Annotated in this window: 16 protein-coding genes; 7 read left to right on the top strand and 9 right to left on the bottom strand. The window is 68.7% G+C overall.

Annotation, left to right across the window (positions count from 1 at the left end; genetic code table 11):
* Positions 1-20 precede the first annotated feature (20 nt).
* Positions 21-323: a DUF4193 domain-containing protein gene (locus tag GIY23_RS08090; protein WP_154076083.1), complete on the bottom strand. Its 303-nt coding sequence runs from the start codon at positions 321-323 to the stop codon at positions 21-23.
* Between the two features lie 480 nt (positions 324-803).
* On the opposite strand from GIY23_RS08090, the gene cei reads away from it, so the two are divergent.
* Positions 804-1,514 carry an envelope integrity protein Cei gene (gene cei, locus GIY23_RS08085; protein WP_222850264.1) on the top strand — a complete coding sequence of 237 codons (711 nt, stop codon included), beginning with the start codon at positions 804-806 and terminating at the stop codon, positions 1,512-1,514.
* Between the two features lie 29 nt (positions 1,515-1,543).
* Here cei and GIY23_RS08080 read toward each other — a convergent pair whose 3' ends face one another.
* Positions 1,544-2,338: an inositol monophosphatase family protein gene (locus GIY23_RS08080; RefSeq protein WP_154076081.1), complete on the bottom strand. Its 795-nt coding sequence runs from the start codon at positions 2,336-2,338 to the stop codon at positions 1,544-1,546.
* A gap of 97 nt (positions 2,339-2,435) precedes the next feature.
* Here GIY23_RS08080 and ppgK point away from each other — a divergent pair, with 97 nt between their 5' ends.
* The 3 genes from ppgK to GIY23_RS08065 all read left to right on the top strand — a co-directional run bounded on the left by ppgK (position 2,436) and on the right by GIY23_RS08065 (position 6,085).
* Positions 2,436-3,197, top strand: coding sequence for a polyphosphate--glucose phosphotransferase (gene ppgK, locus GIY23_RS08075; protein WP_154076080.1), 762 nt, complete (start codon positions 2,436-2,438; stop codon positions 3,195-3,197).
* A gap of 213 nt (positions 3,198-3,410) precedes the next feature.
* Complete coding sequence (locus tag GIY23_RS08070) at positions 3,411-4,796, top strand: RNA polymerase sigma factor (RefSeq protein ID WP_154076079.1); 1,386 nt, start codon at positions 3,411-3,413, stop codon at positions 4,794-4,796.
* A gap of 1,103 nt (positions 4,797-5,899) precedes the next feature.
* A complete protein-coding gene (locus tag GIY23_RS08065; RefSeq protein ID WP_154076078.1) occupies positions 5,900-6,085 on the top strand; it encodes a DUF7455 domain-containing protein in 186 nt (61 codons plus the stop codon).
* Positions 6,086-6,169: 84 nt separating this feature from the next.
* Here GIY23_RS08065 and GIY23_RS08060 read toward each other — a convergent pair whose 3' ends face one another.
* The 3 genes from GIY23_RS08060 to GIY23_RS08050 all read right to left on the bottom strand — a co-directional run bounded on the left by GIY23_RS08060 (position 6,170) and on the right by GIY23_RS08050 (position 10,355).
* Complete coding sequence (locus GIY23_RS08060; RefSeq protein ID WP_154076077.1) at positions 6,170-7,372, bottom strand: cysteine desulfurase-like protein; 1,203 nt, start codon at positions 7,370-7,372, stop codon at positions 6,170-6,172.
* Between the two features lie 202 nt (positions 7,373-7,574).
* A complete protein-coding gene (locus tag GIY23_RS08055; RefSeq protein WP_228717704.1) occupies positions 7,575-9,296 on the bottom strand; it encodes a DEAD/DEAH box helicase in 1,722 nt (573 codons plus the stop codon).
* Positions 9,297-9,557: 261 nt separating this feature from the next.
* Complete coding sequence (locus tag GIY23_RS08050; RefSeq protein ID WP_154075648.1) at positions 9,558-10,355, bottom strand: IS5 family transposase; 798 nt, start codon at positions 10,353-10,355, stop codon at positions 9,558-9,560.
* A gap of 223 nt (positions 10,356-10,578) precedes the next feature.
* Here GIY23_RS08050 and GIY23_RS08045 point away from each other — a divergent pair, with 223 nt between their 5' ends.
* Positions 10,579-11,802: a YihY/virulence factor BrkB family protein gene (locus tag GIY23_RS08045; RefSeq protein WP_154076075.1), complete on the top strand. Its 1,224-nt coding sequence runs from the start codon at positions 10,579-10,581 to the stop codon at positions 11,800-11,802.
* Positions 11,803-11,964: 162 nt separating this feature from the next.
* On the opposite strand, the gene GIY23_RS08040 is transcribed toward GIY23_RS08045, so the two are convergent.
* The 4 genes from GIY23_RS08040 to GIY23_RS08025 all read right to left on the bottom strand — a co-directional run bounded on the left by GIY23_RS08040 (position 11,965) and on the right by GIY23_RS08025 (position 14,204).
* On the bottom strand, positions 11,965-12,219 hold the full coding sequence (locus GIY23_RS08040; protein WP_154076074.1) for a DUF3039 domain-containing protein: 255 nt from the start codon (positions 12,217-12,219) through the stop codon (positions 11,965-11,967).
* Between the two features lie 142 nt (positions 12,220-12,361).
* Entirely contained in the window at positions 12,362-13,012 is a 651-nt protein-coding gene (locus tag GIY23_RS08035; protein WP_154076073.1) for a superoxide dismutase family protein, read from the bottom strand.
* 118 nt (positions 13,013-13,130) lie between these two features.
* Positions 13,131-13,466 (bottom strand): DUF3099 domain-containing protein, encoded by a 336-nt coding sequence (locus GIY23_RS08030; RefSeq protein WP_228717610.1) that lies wholly within the window; start codon positions 13,464-13,466, stop codon positions 13,131-13,133.
* Between the two features lie 165 nt (positions 13,467-13,631).
* Positions 13,632-14,204, bottom strand: coding sequence for an HhH-GPD-type base excision DNA repair protein (locus GIY23_RS08025; protein WP_154076071.1), 573 nt, complete (start codon positions 14,202-14,204; stop codon positions 13,632-13,634).
* 323 nt (positions 14,205-14,527) lie between these two features.
* Here GIY23_RS08025 and GIY23_RS08020 point away from each other — a divergent pair, with 323 nt between their 5' ends.
* Entirely contained in the window at positions 14,528-16,036 is a 1,509-nt protein-coding gene (locus GIY23_RS08020; protein ID WP_154076070.1) for a DUF7782 domain-containing protein, read from the top strand.
* Positions 16,033-16,458, top strand: coding sequence for a D-aminoacyl-tRNA deacylase (gene dtd, locus GIY23_RS08015; RefSeq protein ID WP_154076069.1), 426 nt, complete (start codon positions 16,033-16,035; stop codon positions 16,456-16,458). Before GIY23_RS08020 ends, dtd begins: the two co-directional genes overlap by 4 nt.
* Positions 16,459-16,487: the final 29 nt, after the last annotated feature.

Below are 16,487 nucleotides of genomic sequence, written 5' to 3'. Positions count from 1 at the left end.
GGGGCGAGCAGCCCCCGTGGTCAGGCCGCGCAGTCGCGGCAGACCAGTTGTCCGTTGCGTTCCGCGGCCAGACGGCTCCGGTGGTGCACGAGAAAGCAACTCGAGCAGGTGAACTCGTCCGCCTGTTTGGGCAGAACCTTCACGGTCATTTCTTCACCGGAGAGATCCGCGCCCGGAAGTTCGAAGTTCTCCGCGATCTCGGACTCGTCCGCCTCGACAGCGCCGGACTGCGCTTCGTTACGCCGCGCCTTGAGCTCCTCCAGCGAGTCCTCCGCCATTTCGTCGGACTCGCTGCGCCGCGGAGCGTCGTAGTCGGTCGCCATTGTGTTTCACCCCTGCGATGTGTGGAGATTGCATTGGTCGCCGGACAACGTCCGAGGACCCGAATTTGTGCCCGCGTTCGGAGTGACGGTGATCTCGTATTGCTCCGCCCGAGTTCCCCGGAGTCGAGCGACTCGCCTCATCCGTCACAGCCGCAGGCGCCGAGATGGTAGCCCATACCGACCATCAGTAGGCACGGGGTCACCCATAGGTGTGGTGTTCACGTCATTGCCGGGACACCGGGCGCCAGCGTCGGCGACCGTCCAGGAGCCGGATGCCGCCCCCGCGTGGCGTCGCAGGTCGTGCCGCTCCGCAGCGGGCGGACGACGCACTCGCCGCCACGGGTTGCACGAATGACGCCGGCGAACAACAACTCCGACACGACCCGGTGCCCACGCCGCAGACGGCGACTCGAACGCCTAGGCTGATCTCAGGCACCAGCGTGCTTTCACCCATGTGAGTCAGGGGAGGTGGCGGGACACGTGGCTGCCGCACGTACGAGACGGCCCGGATACCGGCGTCGGCGACCCATTCCTGCGATCATCGTCCTGGCGGTACTGATCGTCCTGTCCGGTTTTCTCTGGACGCGCGTCTTCGAGACCTCCGACGACATCGAAGCGGCCACGCGCTGCAACCAGCCGGCGCCGCAACCCGCCGTCGACCAGGCGTCCCAGGACGGCGGTGAACCGCAGCCGAGACAGGCACCGCTGGGCACGATGCAGCCTCGTACGGCGCTCGACGGCACGTCGCCCATCCCACCGCAGGACGTCCCCGTCCGGGTCTACAACGGCAACGGCGAGCGCATGCAGGCCGCGCTGATCAGCCAGGAACTCAACACACTCGGGTTCGCCAGCGGCGGCGAGGCGGGCAATGACCCGGTCTACACCGAGTACGACCTCAACTGCCACGGGCAGATCCGCTACGGCGGCGCAGGCGTGAGTGCGGCTCGGACCTTGAGTTTGCTGGTGCCGTGCGCCCAGCTCGTCCGGGACGAGCGGGAGGACGCCACCGTCGACCTCGCCCTCGGTACCCGGTTCGACGACATCCGAGCCAGCAGCGAGGCGATGCGCGTGCTGCAGGAACTGAAGAACTGGGTGCCGCAGCGCGACCAGCAGGACGGCGCGAAGAACGAGGTCAGCAAGCCACCGATCAAAGAGGAGCTGCTGACCAGCGCCCGCGACGTGCACTGCTGACCCGCCGCGGGCGAGTCACAGCGGGCGGGTCACATGGTGGCTGCGCCGTACTCGACGAGCGCGGCGCGCAACGACTCGGCGATGCCGGGACTCGCGCACAACGTCGTGTCCGTACCGAGTCCGTCGCCGTCCGATCCGGGCAGCCGCACCACGGCCCCCGCCTCTGCCGCGACGAGCGCCCCCGCGGCCCAGTCCCAGCGCGAGAGCCCGCTCTCGTAGTACGCGTCCAGCCAGCCTGCGGCGACCGCACAGAGGTCCAACGACCCGGCACCCGCCCGCCGGACGTCACGGACGTCCCCGAGTAAACGGGCGAGAACGGCGGCTTGCTCGCGCCGCCGCTCGACCCGGTACGCGAACCCGGTGCCGATCAGCGACACCTCCAGCCGGGTCGTCGTGTTCACCTGCAACGGTGTGCCGTCGAGGGTCGCGCCGTGCCCCTCCGCCGCGCTCCACACCCGGCCGGAGACGGGTTCGACGACCGCACCCGCCACCGAGTGCCCGTCCACCTGCGCGGCGAGCGACACCGCGTAGAACGGGTGGCCGTAGAGGTAGTTGACCGTGCCGTCGATGGGGTCGACGACCCACCGCAGGCCGTCGAGCACGCCCTCGCCGCCCTCTTCCTCTCCGAGCACCGGTTCGCCGGGACGCAACTCGGCGAGCCTGTCGCGCACGAGCCGTTCGACGGCCCGGTCCCCCGCCGTGACCACGTCCGTCTCGCTGGACTTGGTGTCCACTTCCCGGGATACGGCGTCCGCGCGCACACCCGCGGCGAGAGCGGCCGCATCCCTTGCCACCTGCACCGCTACCGCGCGCAGGGACGTCACGTCATGCTGGTTACCCAATCCCACGCGACCATCGCACCACACCGCCGTCTATGGTTTCCCCCACCTCGTCCTGAATCGAGTAGGAAGGATCGGCCACATGGGCACTGCCCTCGGTTTCGGTGTGGACGTCGGCGGGTCCGGCATCAAGGGATGCCCGGTGGACCTCGACGCCGGAGTCCTGACGGAGGAACGATTCCGGCTCCCGACCCCGCAACCGTCGACACCGGACGCGGTGGCCGACGCGGTCGCCGAGATCGTGGACAAGTTCGAATGGCAAGGGCCGATCGGCATCACCCTGCCGTGTGTGATCAAGGACGGCGTGGCCCACACTGCCGCGAACGTGGACCCGTCGTGGATCGGCACCGACGCGCAGACCCTGTTCGCCGAGCGACTCGGCCGGGAACGCTCCGAGGTCGCCGTGCTCAACGACGCCGACGCCGCGGGGCTCGCCGAGATGCGGGTCGGCGCCGGGGTCGACCACAGCGGCCTCGTCGTGCTGCTGACGTTCGGCACCGGGATCGGCAGTGCGACGTTCGTCGACGGCAAGCTCGTGCCGAACACGGAGTTCGGCCACATCGAGGTCGACGGGCACGACGCGGAGACACAGGCCGCGGCCTCGGTCAAGGACGACCTCGACCTCAGCTACCCGGACTGGGCTCCCCGGGTGAGCCGCTACCTGCAGGCGTTGGAGAGGTTCCTCTGGCCGGACTTGATCATCGCAGGGGGCGGAGTCAGTAAGAAGGCGCAGAAATGGCTGCCCCTGCTGGAGTCACGCTCTCCGGTGGTCGCCGCCGAGCTCAAGAACGACGCGGGTATCGTCGGTGCGGCGTCCGCGGCCGCGCGCGGCTACGGACACTGAGAGTTCGCGCAGGTCGGGGGACTGAAGTGGATCCGGATGCACCTCGCAGCCGAACCACTCCCGGCGGGCGCGGTTACAATGAAACACGACCCTGTTGATTCGGGACGTCCGACCCTGTTCGGACGGTACGATTAACGAGTCTGTTCCGACCTTCGGCGGCCGAGGTTTCGCGCCCTCCGGCCAGCCCTGAACGACCGTCGCGAAAGGGCGTACGTGGCAGCCGCAGAAACCGCAACCCGACGCTCCGGCTCCGCTGCCGGCGGGGGCCAGTCCAGCACGGCGAGCGAGTCCGAGTCCGTCGAGGAGCCCCAGCAGGCTCCGGCACGCAAGAAGACCAGCTCGAAGTCCTCGTCGACCTCCAAGTCCTCGTCCTCGAAGTCGTCGACCACGCGCAAGACCGCCGCGAAGTCGACGTCGAAGAAGGGCTCGAAGTCCGCTGCCGAGAACTCCGATTCCCAGGAGGACCCGGCCAAGGGCGGCGAGGGCATGGAGATCGACGAGCCGATCGAGACCGACCTGACGTCCCCGGACGTGGCGGATCTGGCCGAGGTCGAGGTCGAGATCCCCGAGGAGCCCGCCGAGGCCGAGACCGAGGAGGGCAAGGCCTCGGGCGACTTCGTCTGGGACGAGGAGGAGTCGGAGGCGCTGCGGCAGGCCCGCAAGGACGCCGAACTCACCGCCTCCGCCGACTCGGTCCGCGCCTACCTCAAGCAGATCGGCAAGGTGGCGCTACTCAACGCCGAGGAGGAGGTCGAACTCGCCAAGCGGATCGAGGCGGGCCTCTACGGTGCGGAGCGGCTGCGCCAGGTCGAGGAGGCCGAGGAGAAGCCGACGACCCAGATGCGGCGTGACCTGCGCTGGATCGTGCGAGACGGGGAACGCGCGAAGAACCACCTGCTGGAGGCGAACCTCCGGCTCGTGGTCAGTCTCGCCAAGCGCTACACGGGCCGCGGCATGGCGTTCCTGGACCTCATCCAGGAGGGCAACCTCGGCTTGATCCGTGCGGTCGAGAAGTTCGACTACACCAAGGGCTACAAGTTCTCCACCTACGCGACCTGGTGGATCCGCCAGGCGATCACCCGGGCGATGGCCGATCAGGCGCGCACCATTCGCATCCCGGTGCACATGGTCGAGGTCATCAACAAGCTCGGCCGCATCCAGCGTGAACTGCTCCAGGACCTCGGCCGGGAGCCGACGCCCGAAGAGCTCGCCAAGGAAATGGACATCACCCCGGAGAAGGTGCTGGAGATCCAGCAGTACGCCCGGGAGCCCATCTCACTGGACCAGACGATCGGCGACGAGGGCGACAGCCAGCTCGGCGACTTCATCGAGGACTCCGAGGCGGTCGTGGCAGTGGACGCGGTGTCGTTCACGCTGCTGCAGGACCAGTTGCAGTCGGTCCTCGCGACGCTCTCGGAGCGCGAAGCGGGCGTCGTGCGGCTGCGCTTCGGCCTTACCGACGGCCAGCCCCGCACGTTGGACGAGATCGGTCAGGTCTACGGCGTGACGCGGGAGCGGATCCGCCAGATCGAGTCGAAGACGATGTCGAAGTTGCGGCACCCGTCGCGTTCGCAGGTTCTGCGGGACTACTTGGACTGAGCCGCTGATCTGAGATTGATGTCACGAAGGCCGTCGCCCGTTCGCCGGGTCGACGGCCTTCGTGCGTGCGAGCCCGGGGACATGCTTCGGACTCGGGGCCCGAAGGGCGATCGACAACACGTCGCGTGGCGGCGCGGCGACACCCCGTCCAGTTTATCCCGCACACTCCGTATCAGAGCGGTGACCAGGAGAAACAGGCATTGTTGCCGTTCAGTCGGCCTGTAGGGTGGGCGACCATGCGCCTGACTGGACACACCTTCGCGTTCTTGTTCGCGTTCGCCATCGTCTTTCTCGTGGCGGTTGCCGGCCCGGCGAGCATCGACCTGTCCTGGTTGCCCTGAGCGCGCGTAGGCACGTCGACACAGGCTCCACCGACGACCCCGGTTCGCCACTGACCGAGCTGCCGCTTCGTAATCACAGTCACGGCCGTAGCGGACGACCAGGCGAGGATTCTGTTCGGCGGCTACTCACATCCACCCGTGGACGGCGTGTAGCCCGTGACCGGGACCCGCACCTCCCCTGGAAGATCTGTCGAACACACGTGCGACGATCGGATCGACCGAACACGGGAGGGGAGTCCCGTCAGCTCGGTTGTCTGGGCCGCGTCGGGCGCACCGCTGTTCGACGCGGCCCCATCCGTAGCCCTGCATCGGGCGCCTGAAGGCTTTCGTTCGCCCGCACGACGGGCTCCCCCGCTTCAGGGCACACGCGTGTGACACACCCGTCTCACCGTTTGAGAATCACCGCGTTCACTCGCAGCGGAATATCAGCTAGGCGAGCCGCCCGGATGATGTGATCTGCAGCACTGATGCGTCCGGCAGGGCCACCTCCGGCACGTCGGCATCTCGTCACCGTCGAGACCGTTTTCCCATGTCGCAACGGGTTTTCTGGTTTTTGATCACCCGCTGCGACCGCGGCTGCTGCAAACAGGTACTTCGCCGTGACACGGGTCGCGACACCGTGCGGGAACACTGACGCGGGCCCAGACGTCTGCAAGAGTGGAAGCACGAGGACGGACCCGACAGCCAGCGGGCCACCGTCGGTCGTAGCAAGTCGAGGGCGCCGGAACTGTGGAGCCGGCGCCGGGACGGAGGGAGATCACGATGACAGGTACGCTCACCCGCCCCGAGCTGACCGCCGCCGACCGCTGCGACCGCTGCGGGGCCGCTGCGAAGCTTCGCGCCGTATTGAAGTCCGGCGGGGAGCTGCTGTTCTGTGGGCACCACGGCCGCGAGTTCGAGCAGGGCTTGCGCGACAGTGAGGCCGAAATCCAGCAGGACGAGCGGTAAGGGTCCGACCGGCCGAACCGGCCTACGAGACCACGAAGCCCCGGAAGAGTTCCGACTCTTCCGGGGCTTCGGCCGTGTCCGGAGTCAGACGAGGTCGGCGACCGCGTCGAGCAGTCGCTGCACGTCCGACTCGTCCGAGTAGTGCGACAGGCTCGCGCGCACCGCTCCGCTCGCCCCAAGCCCGAGCGCGTGCACGGCTTCCCATGCGTAGCTGTGACCGTGCGAGACGTTGACTCCGCTCTCCGCGAGCTTCGCTGCGATCTCGGCCGGTGTCCGGTCGCGGAGGCCGAACAGCACGGTCGGCGTGCGCTCGCCTGCGGACGGCCCGTACCGGTGCACCCCCGCCACCGCGGCGAGTCCGTCGATCATCCCCGCCGCCAGAGTCTGTTCGTGCTCGGCAGCCGACCTGCGAGACAGCGCCAATCGTTCGCGCCGGCTTCCGGTGGCCTCGTTGTCGAGGCCTGCCAAGTGCTCGACAGCGGCGGTCACCCCGGCGAGTGACGCGAAGGGGGCGGTGCCGGTTTCGAAGCGCTCGGGAACCGTGTCCGGCGACGGGACCAGCTTGTCCGGCGCGAGCCCGTCGAGCACCCCCGGATCGGCCACGACACAGCCGATGTGCGGCCCGGACCACTTGTAGACACTGGTGGCGTAGAAGTCGGCCCCGAGCTCGTTTACGGCGACCGGCTCGTGCGGACAGTGGTGCACCCCGTCGACGTAGGTGAGGGCGCCGACCTCTCGAGCCCGCGCGCTGATCGCACGCACGTCGGGACGCACGCCGAGCAGGTTCGACGCCGCCGTCACCGCCACCAATCGGGTGCGCTCGCCGATGAGGCCGGTGACGTTCCCCGCGGGCAGAGCACCGGTCTCGGGGTCGACGCCGGCCGTACGGACCACTGCTCCCGCCTTCTTGGCCGCCTGCACCCACGGGCGCACGTTGGCGTCGTGGTCGAGCTGGGTCACCACGATCTCGTCCCCGACCTGCCATCCGGCCGCCAGGGTCGCGGCGAACCGGTACGTCACGGTCGTCATGTTCGGCCCGAACACGACCCCTGCCGGATCGGCTGCGCCCACCAGGTCCGCCACTGCCTGCCGGGCCGCGCCGACTATGCTGCCCGCCCGGCGGCTGGACTCGTACGGTCCGCCCTGGTTCGACACCCCCGCGCGGTAGGTGTCCGCCACGGCGTCGATCACCGTCTGCGGCACCTGCGTGCCCGCGGCACCGTCGAGCCAGGCTCTGCCGTCCGCCAACGCCGGATACTGACCTCGGATCTCGCCCACGTCGTACATACCCGGGAGGCTACTGATTCGTGGCCGGTGCCTGCTTCGGCACGGCGGGCAGTTCGGGACGTCCAGTCGTGCCTCGCACGGCACGGGTTCTCGCCGCGTACACCTCGTACTCAAACAGGCCCCAACGCCGCGAGGCGGAACTGGGGACGGCACTGGACCAGCTACCCGAATCCCCGAATGCCTGCTCGGGCCCGGTCGGTGCTCACCACGACCGGACGGTCGCGATGCGCTCCTCCAACTGCTCGATGGTGGCCATCGCGGTGGGCGGGCCGCCGCACACGCGACGCAGCTCGTTATGGATCGCTCCGTGCGGCTTCCGCGTGCGGTGGTGATGCAAGGACACCAACGTGTTCAGCTCTTTACGCAGTCCCTGCAGGCGTTCCTGGACGCTCTGCGGCGGGGCGGCGGGCTGGGCCTGCGTTTCGGCGGCCTTGGCCGCCTTGTCCGCGGCCTCCCGCTTGCCGACCTCGTGCAGCTGCTCGTCCTGCCGCTGTTTCAGCAGCGCCCGCACCTGATCGGGTTCGAGCAGACCGGGCAGGCCGAGGTAGTCCTGTTCGTCCTCGCTGGTGCCGAACGCGGCGGTACCGAACGACGACCCGTCGTAGATCACCTGATCGAGTTCGGCGTCGGCACCGAGGGAGGTGAACGCCTTCTCCTCCTCGCCCGGCTCGTCGCGCTTCCGGTTGGCCTCGACGAGCGCTTCCTCGTCCCAGCCGTCCTTCTCCCGGTGCGGTTTGCCGAGCACGTGGTCCCGTGACTCCTCCAGCTCGCTGGCGAGCTGCAGCAGGACGGGAACGCTGGGCAGGAAGATGCTCGCGGTCTCGCCCGGGCGCCTCGCACGCACGAAGCGGCCGATGGCCTGGGCAAAGTACAGCGGGGTCGAGGCGCTCGTGGCGTACACGCCGACCGCCAGCCGCGGAACGTCGACGCCCTCACTGACCATCCGGACCGCGACCATCCACCGATCGTCGGACTCGGCGAACTCCGCGATCCGCTGGGAGGCCTTCGGATCGTCGGAGAGCACGACCACCGGTTCGGTCCCGGTCAGGCGCTGAACGGTCTTCGCATACGCCTTCGCCGAGACGTGGTCGGAGGCGATCACGAGACCGCCCGCGTCCGGAATGCCGCCGTTGCGCAGCTGCGTGAGCCGGGTGTCGGCGGCCTGGATGACCGACGGGATCCACTCCCCCGCCGGGTCGAGCGCCGTGCGCCACGCCCGCGCGGTCTGTTCGGCCGTCAGCGGTTCGCCGAGGCGCGCCGTGAACTCGTCTCCGGCGCTGGTGCGCCAGCGTGCCTCCCCGGAGTACGCAAGGAAGATCACCGGCCGCACGACGCCGTCCTGGAGCGCGTCGGTGTAGTCGTAGGTGTGGTCGGCGGCACTGCGCATCGAGCCGTCGGCGTCGGGCTCATAGTTGACGAACGGGATCGGGTTGTCGTCGCTGCGGAACGGCGTTCCGGTCAGCATCAACCGCCGCACGGCAGGAGTGCACGCCTCGCGGATCGCGTCGCCCCACGACTTCGCGTCACCCGCGTGATGGACCTCGTCGAGGATGACCAGCGTCTTACGGTTCTCGGTCCGCACCCGGTGCAACGTGGGATGTGCCGCGACCTGCGCGTAGGTGACGACCACGCCCTTGTAGTCTCCGGAGGTCGCGCCGTCGGCGTTGCGGAAGTTCGGATCGAGCGGGATCCCGGCCCCGTTGGCCGCCAGCGCCCACTGGTGCTTGAGGTGCTCGGTGGGAGCCACCACGGTGACCTGGTCGACGGTGCGGTCGGCCAGCAGTTCGGCGGCAACCCGGAGACCGAACGTCGTCTTTCCCGCCCCTGGCGTGGCAACGGCCATGAAGTCCTGTGGCTTGCGGGTCAGGTATCGGGTGAGGGCACGTCGTTGCCAGTCACGCAACGGACGCACGGCGGGACGCACCGGATCGCTCAGGACGGATCGAACGGAATTCTCGAGTGGCGTTTCGGTCACGCTGGCTCGCGACTCCTCCCTGTTCGGCTCCCCACCGGGGCCGCCGCGCCACGGCGACGGCCCATGCGAACGCCCCCAGTCAGGCGTCACAACCGCGCGAGTGAGGGCGTCGGGCAGCTTACCGCCTCGAGGCGTGTGAGCCGGGGCGGCGGGGCGGTGGCCCGGCCCACGACGTTGCGCGGGACACTGAGAGCCTGTCTTTGATCTTGGTTAGGGGGTGGGGGCCCGCGTTTGTGGGCGGGTCAGTCGTCGGCTCATCATAGTGATCATGGCCCAGTTGATGAAGGCCTCGGAGTGTTCGGGGAGGCGTTCGTAGTCGCGGGTGTTGCGGCGGGCTTGGCTGATCCAGGCGAAGGTTCGTTCGACGACCCATCGGCGGTGCAGGGGCACGAACCCGGTTTGTTCGGCGAGTTTTTTCACGATCTCGACGGTGATGCCCAGGGTTGTTTTCGCCCAGGTCAGCAGGGTTCCGGTGTAGCCGCCGTCGGCCCAGATGTGGCGCACCCTGTGGTGGGCGCGGTGCAGCAGCGACAGCAGAGGGCGCCCGGCGGGCCGGTCCTGCAAGTTGGCGGCGGTGACCATGACGACCAGCAGCAGTCCCATGGTGTCCACGGCGATGTGGCGTTTGCGGCCGTTGACCTTCTTGCCGGCGTCGTAGCCGCGGGTGGAGTCACCGACTGTTTCGGCGGCGCGCACCGATTGCGCGTCGATGGCGGCTGCGGTGGGCCGCGGGCGCCGGCCGGCCTGCTGGCGGACCTGTTCACGCAGCGCATCACGCATTATTTCCACCGTGCCGTTCTCGCGCCAGCGAGCGAAAAAGCCGTACACGGTCTTGCAGGGCGGAAAGTCCACGGGAAGCGCGCGCCATTTCACTCCGTTGTCGGTGACGTAGCGGATCGCGTCGACGATGTCGCGACGGTGGTGCTTCTCCGGACGCCCCCCGGCCGGGCTGGCACACGCCGCCGTGGGCAGCAGTGGTTCGATCACTGCCCACTCGGCGTCCGTCATGTCCGACGGGTAGCGGCGAATGCGGGCCGATGCGCTGGACGAAGGCGTCGTGGGGTACAAACTGAGTCGGGCCTCTGCTATTAGTGATCATGACTGGCATCACGATCACTAGCAGAGGCCCTTCACATGCCCACCACCGGGATCCAAGACAGCCTCTCAGACGGTCCGATTTCCGCGGGTCGGCCGTCACGGAAGATCCGTATACCGCATGCTTGACGGCACGATGGGTGCACAGAGTCCGAACCAGAACGGCCGCCCCGGGGCGTCCACGCGCGAGGGACCACCGCGCAGGGGTCCGGTGCGGCTGGTCAAACGCACTCTGGTCAAAGCCTGGTACGACAACATCTTCTCCGAGTCTGCCGCCGCCGCGTTCTGGCAGACCCTGTCCCTGCCACCGCTGCTGCTGGGCTTCCTGGGCAGCCTCGGCTTCCTCGGAGACTGGTTCGGGCCCGTCGTGGTCGACTCGGTGCACAGCAAGATCCTCAGTTTCTCCAGCACCGTGTTCACCGAAAACGTGGTCGACCAGATCATTGGCCCCACCGTGGCGGACGTCCTGACCAGGGGGCGGTCCGGGATCGTCTCGGTCGGTTTCCTGCTCTCGTTGTGGGCAGGCTCGTCGGCGCTGGCCTCGTTGGTGGATTCGATCACGCTGGCCTACGACCAGTACACGGTTCGGCACAGCGTCTGGCAGCGTCTGTTCGCGCTCCTGCTGTACTTGATTTGTCTGATCCTCGCCGTCGTGGGTCTGCCGGTACTGGCATTGGGCCCGGACTGGCTGCCCACGTTGTTCCCTGAGGCCTACCAGGACGATGTGGCGACGGTGATCCAGACGGTGTATTACCCGGTCACCGGGCTGCTGCTGGTGCTGGCCCTGACGACGCTCTACAAGGTGTCGCTGCCTCGGAAGCTGCCGTGGCACCGGGGACTACCGGGCGCCGTCCTGGCCATGGCGGTGTTCCTCTGCGCCAGCATCGGGATGCGCCTCTACATCACGTGGGTGACCAGTACCGGCTACACCTACGGCGCGCTCGGTACCCCGATCGCGTTCCTGCTGTTCGCGTTCTTCCTCGGGATGGCCGTCATCAGCGGTGCGCAGTTCAACAACGCGATCCAGGAGATGTGGCCGGCACGGATGACACGCCGGGAACGACGGAGGTGGCGGCGCCTCGAGATGACGCGGGCGACCCAGCGGCTGCGCACCGAGGAGGGCTACGCGGCCTGGCGCAAGGACCGCGAAGTACCCGAGCAGGACGAGGTCGCCGAGGAAACCTCGGACCTACCGATGCAGGCGGCGGACTCCAGGCCGGACGAGGGTGCCACCTCCGAGCTTCCTCGGCCGGCCCCGCAGGTCCCGTCCCCAACCGAGGGCGACCACCGCAACGGCAGCCGAACACGGGTCGTGCGTCCCGGCACGGCAGGCTCCCCCGCCGACCACCGGGAAGGCTGACCGGGGGACCGTTCAGCCGGGGGTCAGGCGAATTCGGGCCACAGAGCTGCGCCCGAGAAGCTGGCCCGTCGTCGGTGCGGCCGCACAGGAAAAGCGGACGCTACCGGAGACCGCGCCGCGCGACCTCGTCCGACGACCGCTACGGCCCGTCCGGTGCCGAACTCACTCGTCGTCGCCACCACCGGGCGGAAGCCCCTCGAAGACCTTCTTGCAGTCGGGGCACACCGGTGAGCCGGGCTTGGCCGACTTGGTGACCGGGAAGACCTCACCGCACAGTGCCACCACGTACGAGCCCGTGACCGCGCTCTCGGCGATCTTGTCCTTCTGCACGTAGTGGAACACCTCCGGCCGGTCGTCGCTGGACTGGTCGGAGGTTTCGGGCCGGGTGTCGGTGTCCGGCAGCGTCATCGTGCTCATCCCCCCATGATGCCGCACCTCGGCGGCCTGCTGTCGGACAGGCGCCCCCGGACCCTCGATCCGCAAGCGGGACAGCGCTCGGACTCTCTGCGTAGGCGGTCCCGTGGCGAAACCGCCCATGCAGATCACTCCGCGTGCCCTTTTACTCGGTGAGGACGCCACAGGCGAGACGGTCGCCTGCGTCCCCGGTGTCGCGCGTGTCCTCGTCCGGTCCCTCGGGGGCGTACCGTTCCGGGATGTTCGCGAAGTTGTCCCGATCCGAATGCACCATGAAGGCGCTGCCGTCCTCGTCGAGCAGGTCCGCAGGGGTGAATCGGTCCGTGACCGACGTCAGCATTCCCTCGCCGGACTCGGTGACGAGCATCGACGGAAGATCCCCCGCGTGATCGCCGTGATCGGCTTCGCCGACGTGCCCCCCGGCGGAGAGGAAGTCTCCAGTACTGGACGGGTCGTCAGGGTCGGGACTGTCCGGCTCACACCGACCGATCGAGTGCGCGTGCAGACCATGGTATCCAGGCGGCATACCGCTGACCTGGAACGATACTTGCGTGCCCACGTCGGTTTCGGAGAGTTCCACCGTGCCCCGCTCCGCTCCCTCGGCGTCGACCAGCATCGCCCTGGCCGCGACCGCACCCTGCCCCTGGGCCTGTTCGCCCTGGGCCGGCTGCCCCTCGGGCGGAGGAGCTTGGCCTCCGCCTTCCGGCGAGTCCCCCGCGGCAGGGGGCTGGCCGCCACCGTCGTCGGCGGGCTGCTCACCGTTTCCACACGCGGTCAACGCCAGTGCCGTGGACATGCTCAGGGCCGTGATTGCGAAAGCGCGGCGCACGAGGCCTCCGTAGAACTCTGTCGGGTTTGTCGGTTCCGCCGACGCTAACCCGAGCCCACCGAGCTCGCGCGGTTCACAACGGTGCTCAGGTGTCGATGATCCGATGTTCGCGCGCTTCGAGTTCGCCTGCGGACTTTTCCGTTCCGTGGAAGCGGTGGGAGTCTTCCCGCTTGCGCGGCGGACGGTCGTTGGCGACCAGCACCGCCGCCCACGGCAGCGGAATGGAGATCGCGACGATGATCAACGAGAGCCACCACAGCTGCCAGAACTGGAAAACGAGGGCCCCCAGCACCAAACACGGGATCCGCAGCGACATCATGATCGCGTACTTGCGCCGCCGGACAGCCTGCTGATCGTCGTAGGACGGCTGCGCCTCGGTGATCAGCACCGGGGTGTCGTCGTCACGTCGGGACTCGTTCACGACACCACCTCCACCCTTCCATCGTCCCACCGGTCTCATTCGGCCGACAGCCCGGGCGGATCCCAGCCCCCGAATGCTCCGCCCCCGGGGGGGGGGGGGCAGCAGAGCCGTTGACAGCGGCGGCGCCACCACCTCGCCACGGCAGCTTCGTGTGGAGCCGTGCGGCTACTTCTTGGCGGCCGCCTTCGCGGCCTTCTTGAACGAGCGCACTTCCTGCAACGTGGTGTCGTCGACGACGTCGGCGATCGAACGCCGGGCGTCCTCGTCGCCGTACGCACCGGCAGCCTCGCGCCAGTCCGCCGGCCGCACTCCGAGTTGCTTACCGAGCAGCGCCAGGAAGATCTTGGCCTTCTGGTCCCCGTACCCGGGCAGGGCCTTGAGCCTCTTGAGGACCTCCGTGCCGTCCGGATCTCCTTCGGTCCAGATCCGCTCGGTGTGGCCGTCGTAATGTTCGACGACGTACTCGGCGAGCGCATGCACCCGCTTGCCCATCGAGCCGCCGTAGCGGTGGATGGCGGGCTTGTGCACACACAGCTCAACGAACTCGTCGAGGTCACACTCGGCGATCCTGGTGACGCTGAAGCCGCCCATGCGCTCGGCGATCTTCTTCGGCCCGGCGAAGGCGACCTCCATCCCGATCTGCTGGTCGAGCAGCATACCGGTGAGCAGGGCGAACGGATCATCGGAGAGCAGCTTGTCGGCATCGGGATCCTGGGCGAGCTGCAGAGTGCGCGTCATGCCGTGCAGGATCCCACGACCCGCGACCGCACACGAGGTCTGAGTGGGCATCCGGGAACTTGGGTATGTGGTCCAGTACCAGCCCCGCCCCTGTTCGCGCCGGTGTTGGGGCCCTCTCGAGGACGCGCGTGTACGCGGCGAGAACCCCTGCCTTGCGAGGCACGAACTCCGAACGCCGGAGTGTCTCAGCGTTCCGCGGCTGGTTAAGTGACCGTGCCCTACGGGAACACATGCCAGTTCCCACATGCCTCTGACCGTTCGGTGACGGTCGCGTTCCGACCCACGCGGCCGCAGGTGTCGGTGGCGCGTGTGACGATCGGCGCGTGATTCCTGATCTCGGCGATGCCCTCCTCGACCGCCTCCGCGACGCGTTCCGTACGGCGCGCTACGACACCGACGGTGTCCTCGACCTCCTCGGGCCGTCCGCACACGCGGCTCTGGGGCGCGGCGAACCCGAACCCGCGCGCCGCGCGTCGGTAGCGGGCGGCGCGCTGGGTACGCTGGTGCGGCTGTTCCTGATCGGCTCGGCCGAACCTCGCGCGGCGGTACAGGAGGCCATGCGCGTCCTCGACGTCGACGACGCGCTCGCAGCCGGACTGCTCGTGCATGACGGTGAGGCGCTCCGAGCGGGTCTGGACATCCGGCCGCACGGCGCGGACGAACACTCGTGGTGGGTGATCTCGGACCTGGATTCGCTGCAACGGCCGTCCGGCGAGTCGCTCACGCCCGAGCACGTACTCGGGGTCGGGCACGCCTCCCTGAGCCTCGTCCGGGCGACCTCGCGCCGCAGTGTCGGGTCGGTGCTCGACCTGGGCACGGGCTGCGGCGTGCAGGCACTGCACGCCAGCACGCACGCCGACCGGATCACCGCGACCGACGTCTCCGACCGCGCGCTCGCGCTGGCCGATGCCACGTTCCGGCTCAACGAGATCGCGGCCGAGACCGTCGAGGGAGACTGGTTCACCCCGGTCACCGGCCGGCGGTTCGACCTGGTGGTGTGCAATCCCCCGTTCGTCGTGGGCCCGCCACGTACCGACTTCACCTACCGCGATTCCGGCCTGGCGGGCGACGACGCGAGCGCGCTGGTCGTGCGAGAGGCGCCGTCGTACCTGGTCGAGGGTGGGCGCGCCCAGCTGCTCGCCTCCTGGCTGCACCGGGAGGGCGAGGACTGGCGGGACCGTGTCGCCGGGTGGCTGCCGGGCAACGTGGACGCGTGGTTCGTACAGCGCGACGTCGCCGATCCGGAGCTCTACGTCGGCACCTGGCTGCGGGACGCTGGTTACGACCTGCACAGCGACGCCGGAGCACGCAAGGCCGCGGAGTGGCTCGACTGGTTCCGGGACAACCGCGTCGAGGGCGTCGGATTCGGTTTCGTCACGCTGCGGAGAATCGACGCGGGCAGCCCGCAAGTCGTGTGCGAGGACCTCAGGCACGCCTTCGACGACCCGCTGGGTGCGGAATCGGACGGTTGGTTGCAGCGTGCGGAGTGGCTACGCGATCACGCCACCCCGGAGGACCTGCTCGGCGCACGCCTGACGACCGCGGCGACGACCGTGTTGGAACAGGTCTCGGAACCGACGCCGGACGGCTGGTCGCCGACGGTGCACCGGCTGCACCGCACCGACGGTCCGGGCTGGCGGCACGAGGTCGACGACCTGGGAGCCCGATTGATCGCAGGCTGCCAGGGCGCGCTGCCGCTCGGCGACCTCGTGGAACTGTTGGCCACCGCGCACGGGGTCGCACCGGACCCGATGGCCACCGAAGCCGAGCCGGTGATTCGGGAACTCGTGCGTCACGGAATGCTGCTGCCCGCGGAATGGTCCGAACGGTGAGGGCCGTGGTCTCCCGTGTCGAGCGGGCCGCCGTTGTGGTCGACGGTGAGACCGTCGGCGCCATCACCGAGCCGGGGTTACTCGTCCTACTCGGTGTCACGCATTCCGACGGCCGTGATCAGGCCACCGCAATCGCGCGAAAGCTGTTCGAACTTCGCGCGTTGCGGGACGAGGAGTCGTGCGCGACGACCGGCGCACCGGTGCTCGTGGTCAGCCAGTTCACCCTCTACGGCCGAACCGCCAAGGGGCGTCGCCCCTCGTGGTCGGACGCCGCCCGTCCGGAGCAGGCCGAGCCGCTGGTCGAGGAGGTCGTCACCGCCCTGCGGGAGCGTGGCGCACGGGTGGCGACCGGAGCGTTCGGTGCGGCGATGAAGGTCGAGAGCGTCAACGACGGACCATTCACTCTTTTGGTGGAAGTGTAAATCCGTGACGCGGACTCTCAGCTCATTCT

The sequence above is a fragment of the Allosaccharopolyspora coralli genome (assembly GCF_009664835.1).
Lineage (GTDB): Bacteria > Actinomycetota > Actinomycetes > Mycobacteriales > Pseudonocardiaceae > Allosaccharopolyspora > Allosaccharopolyspora coralli.
The sequence above is the reverse complement of the archived record's forward strand: the minus strand, read 5'-3'. Positions and strand labels throughout refer to the sequence as shown.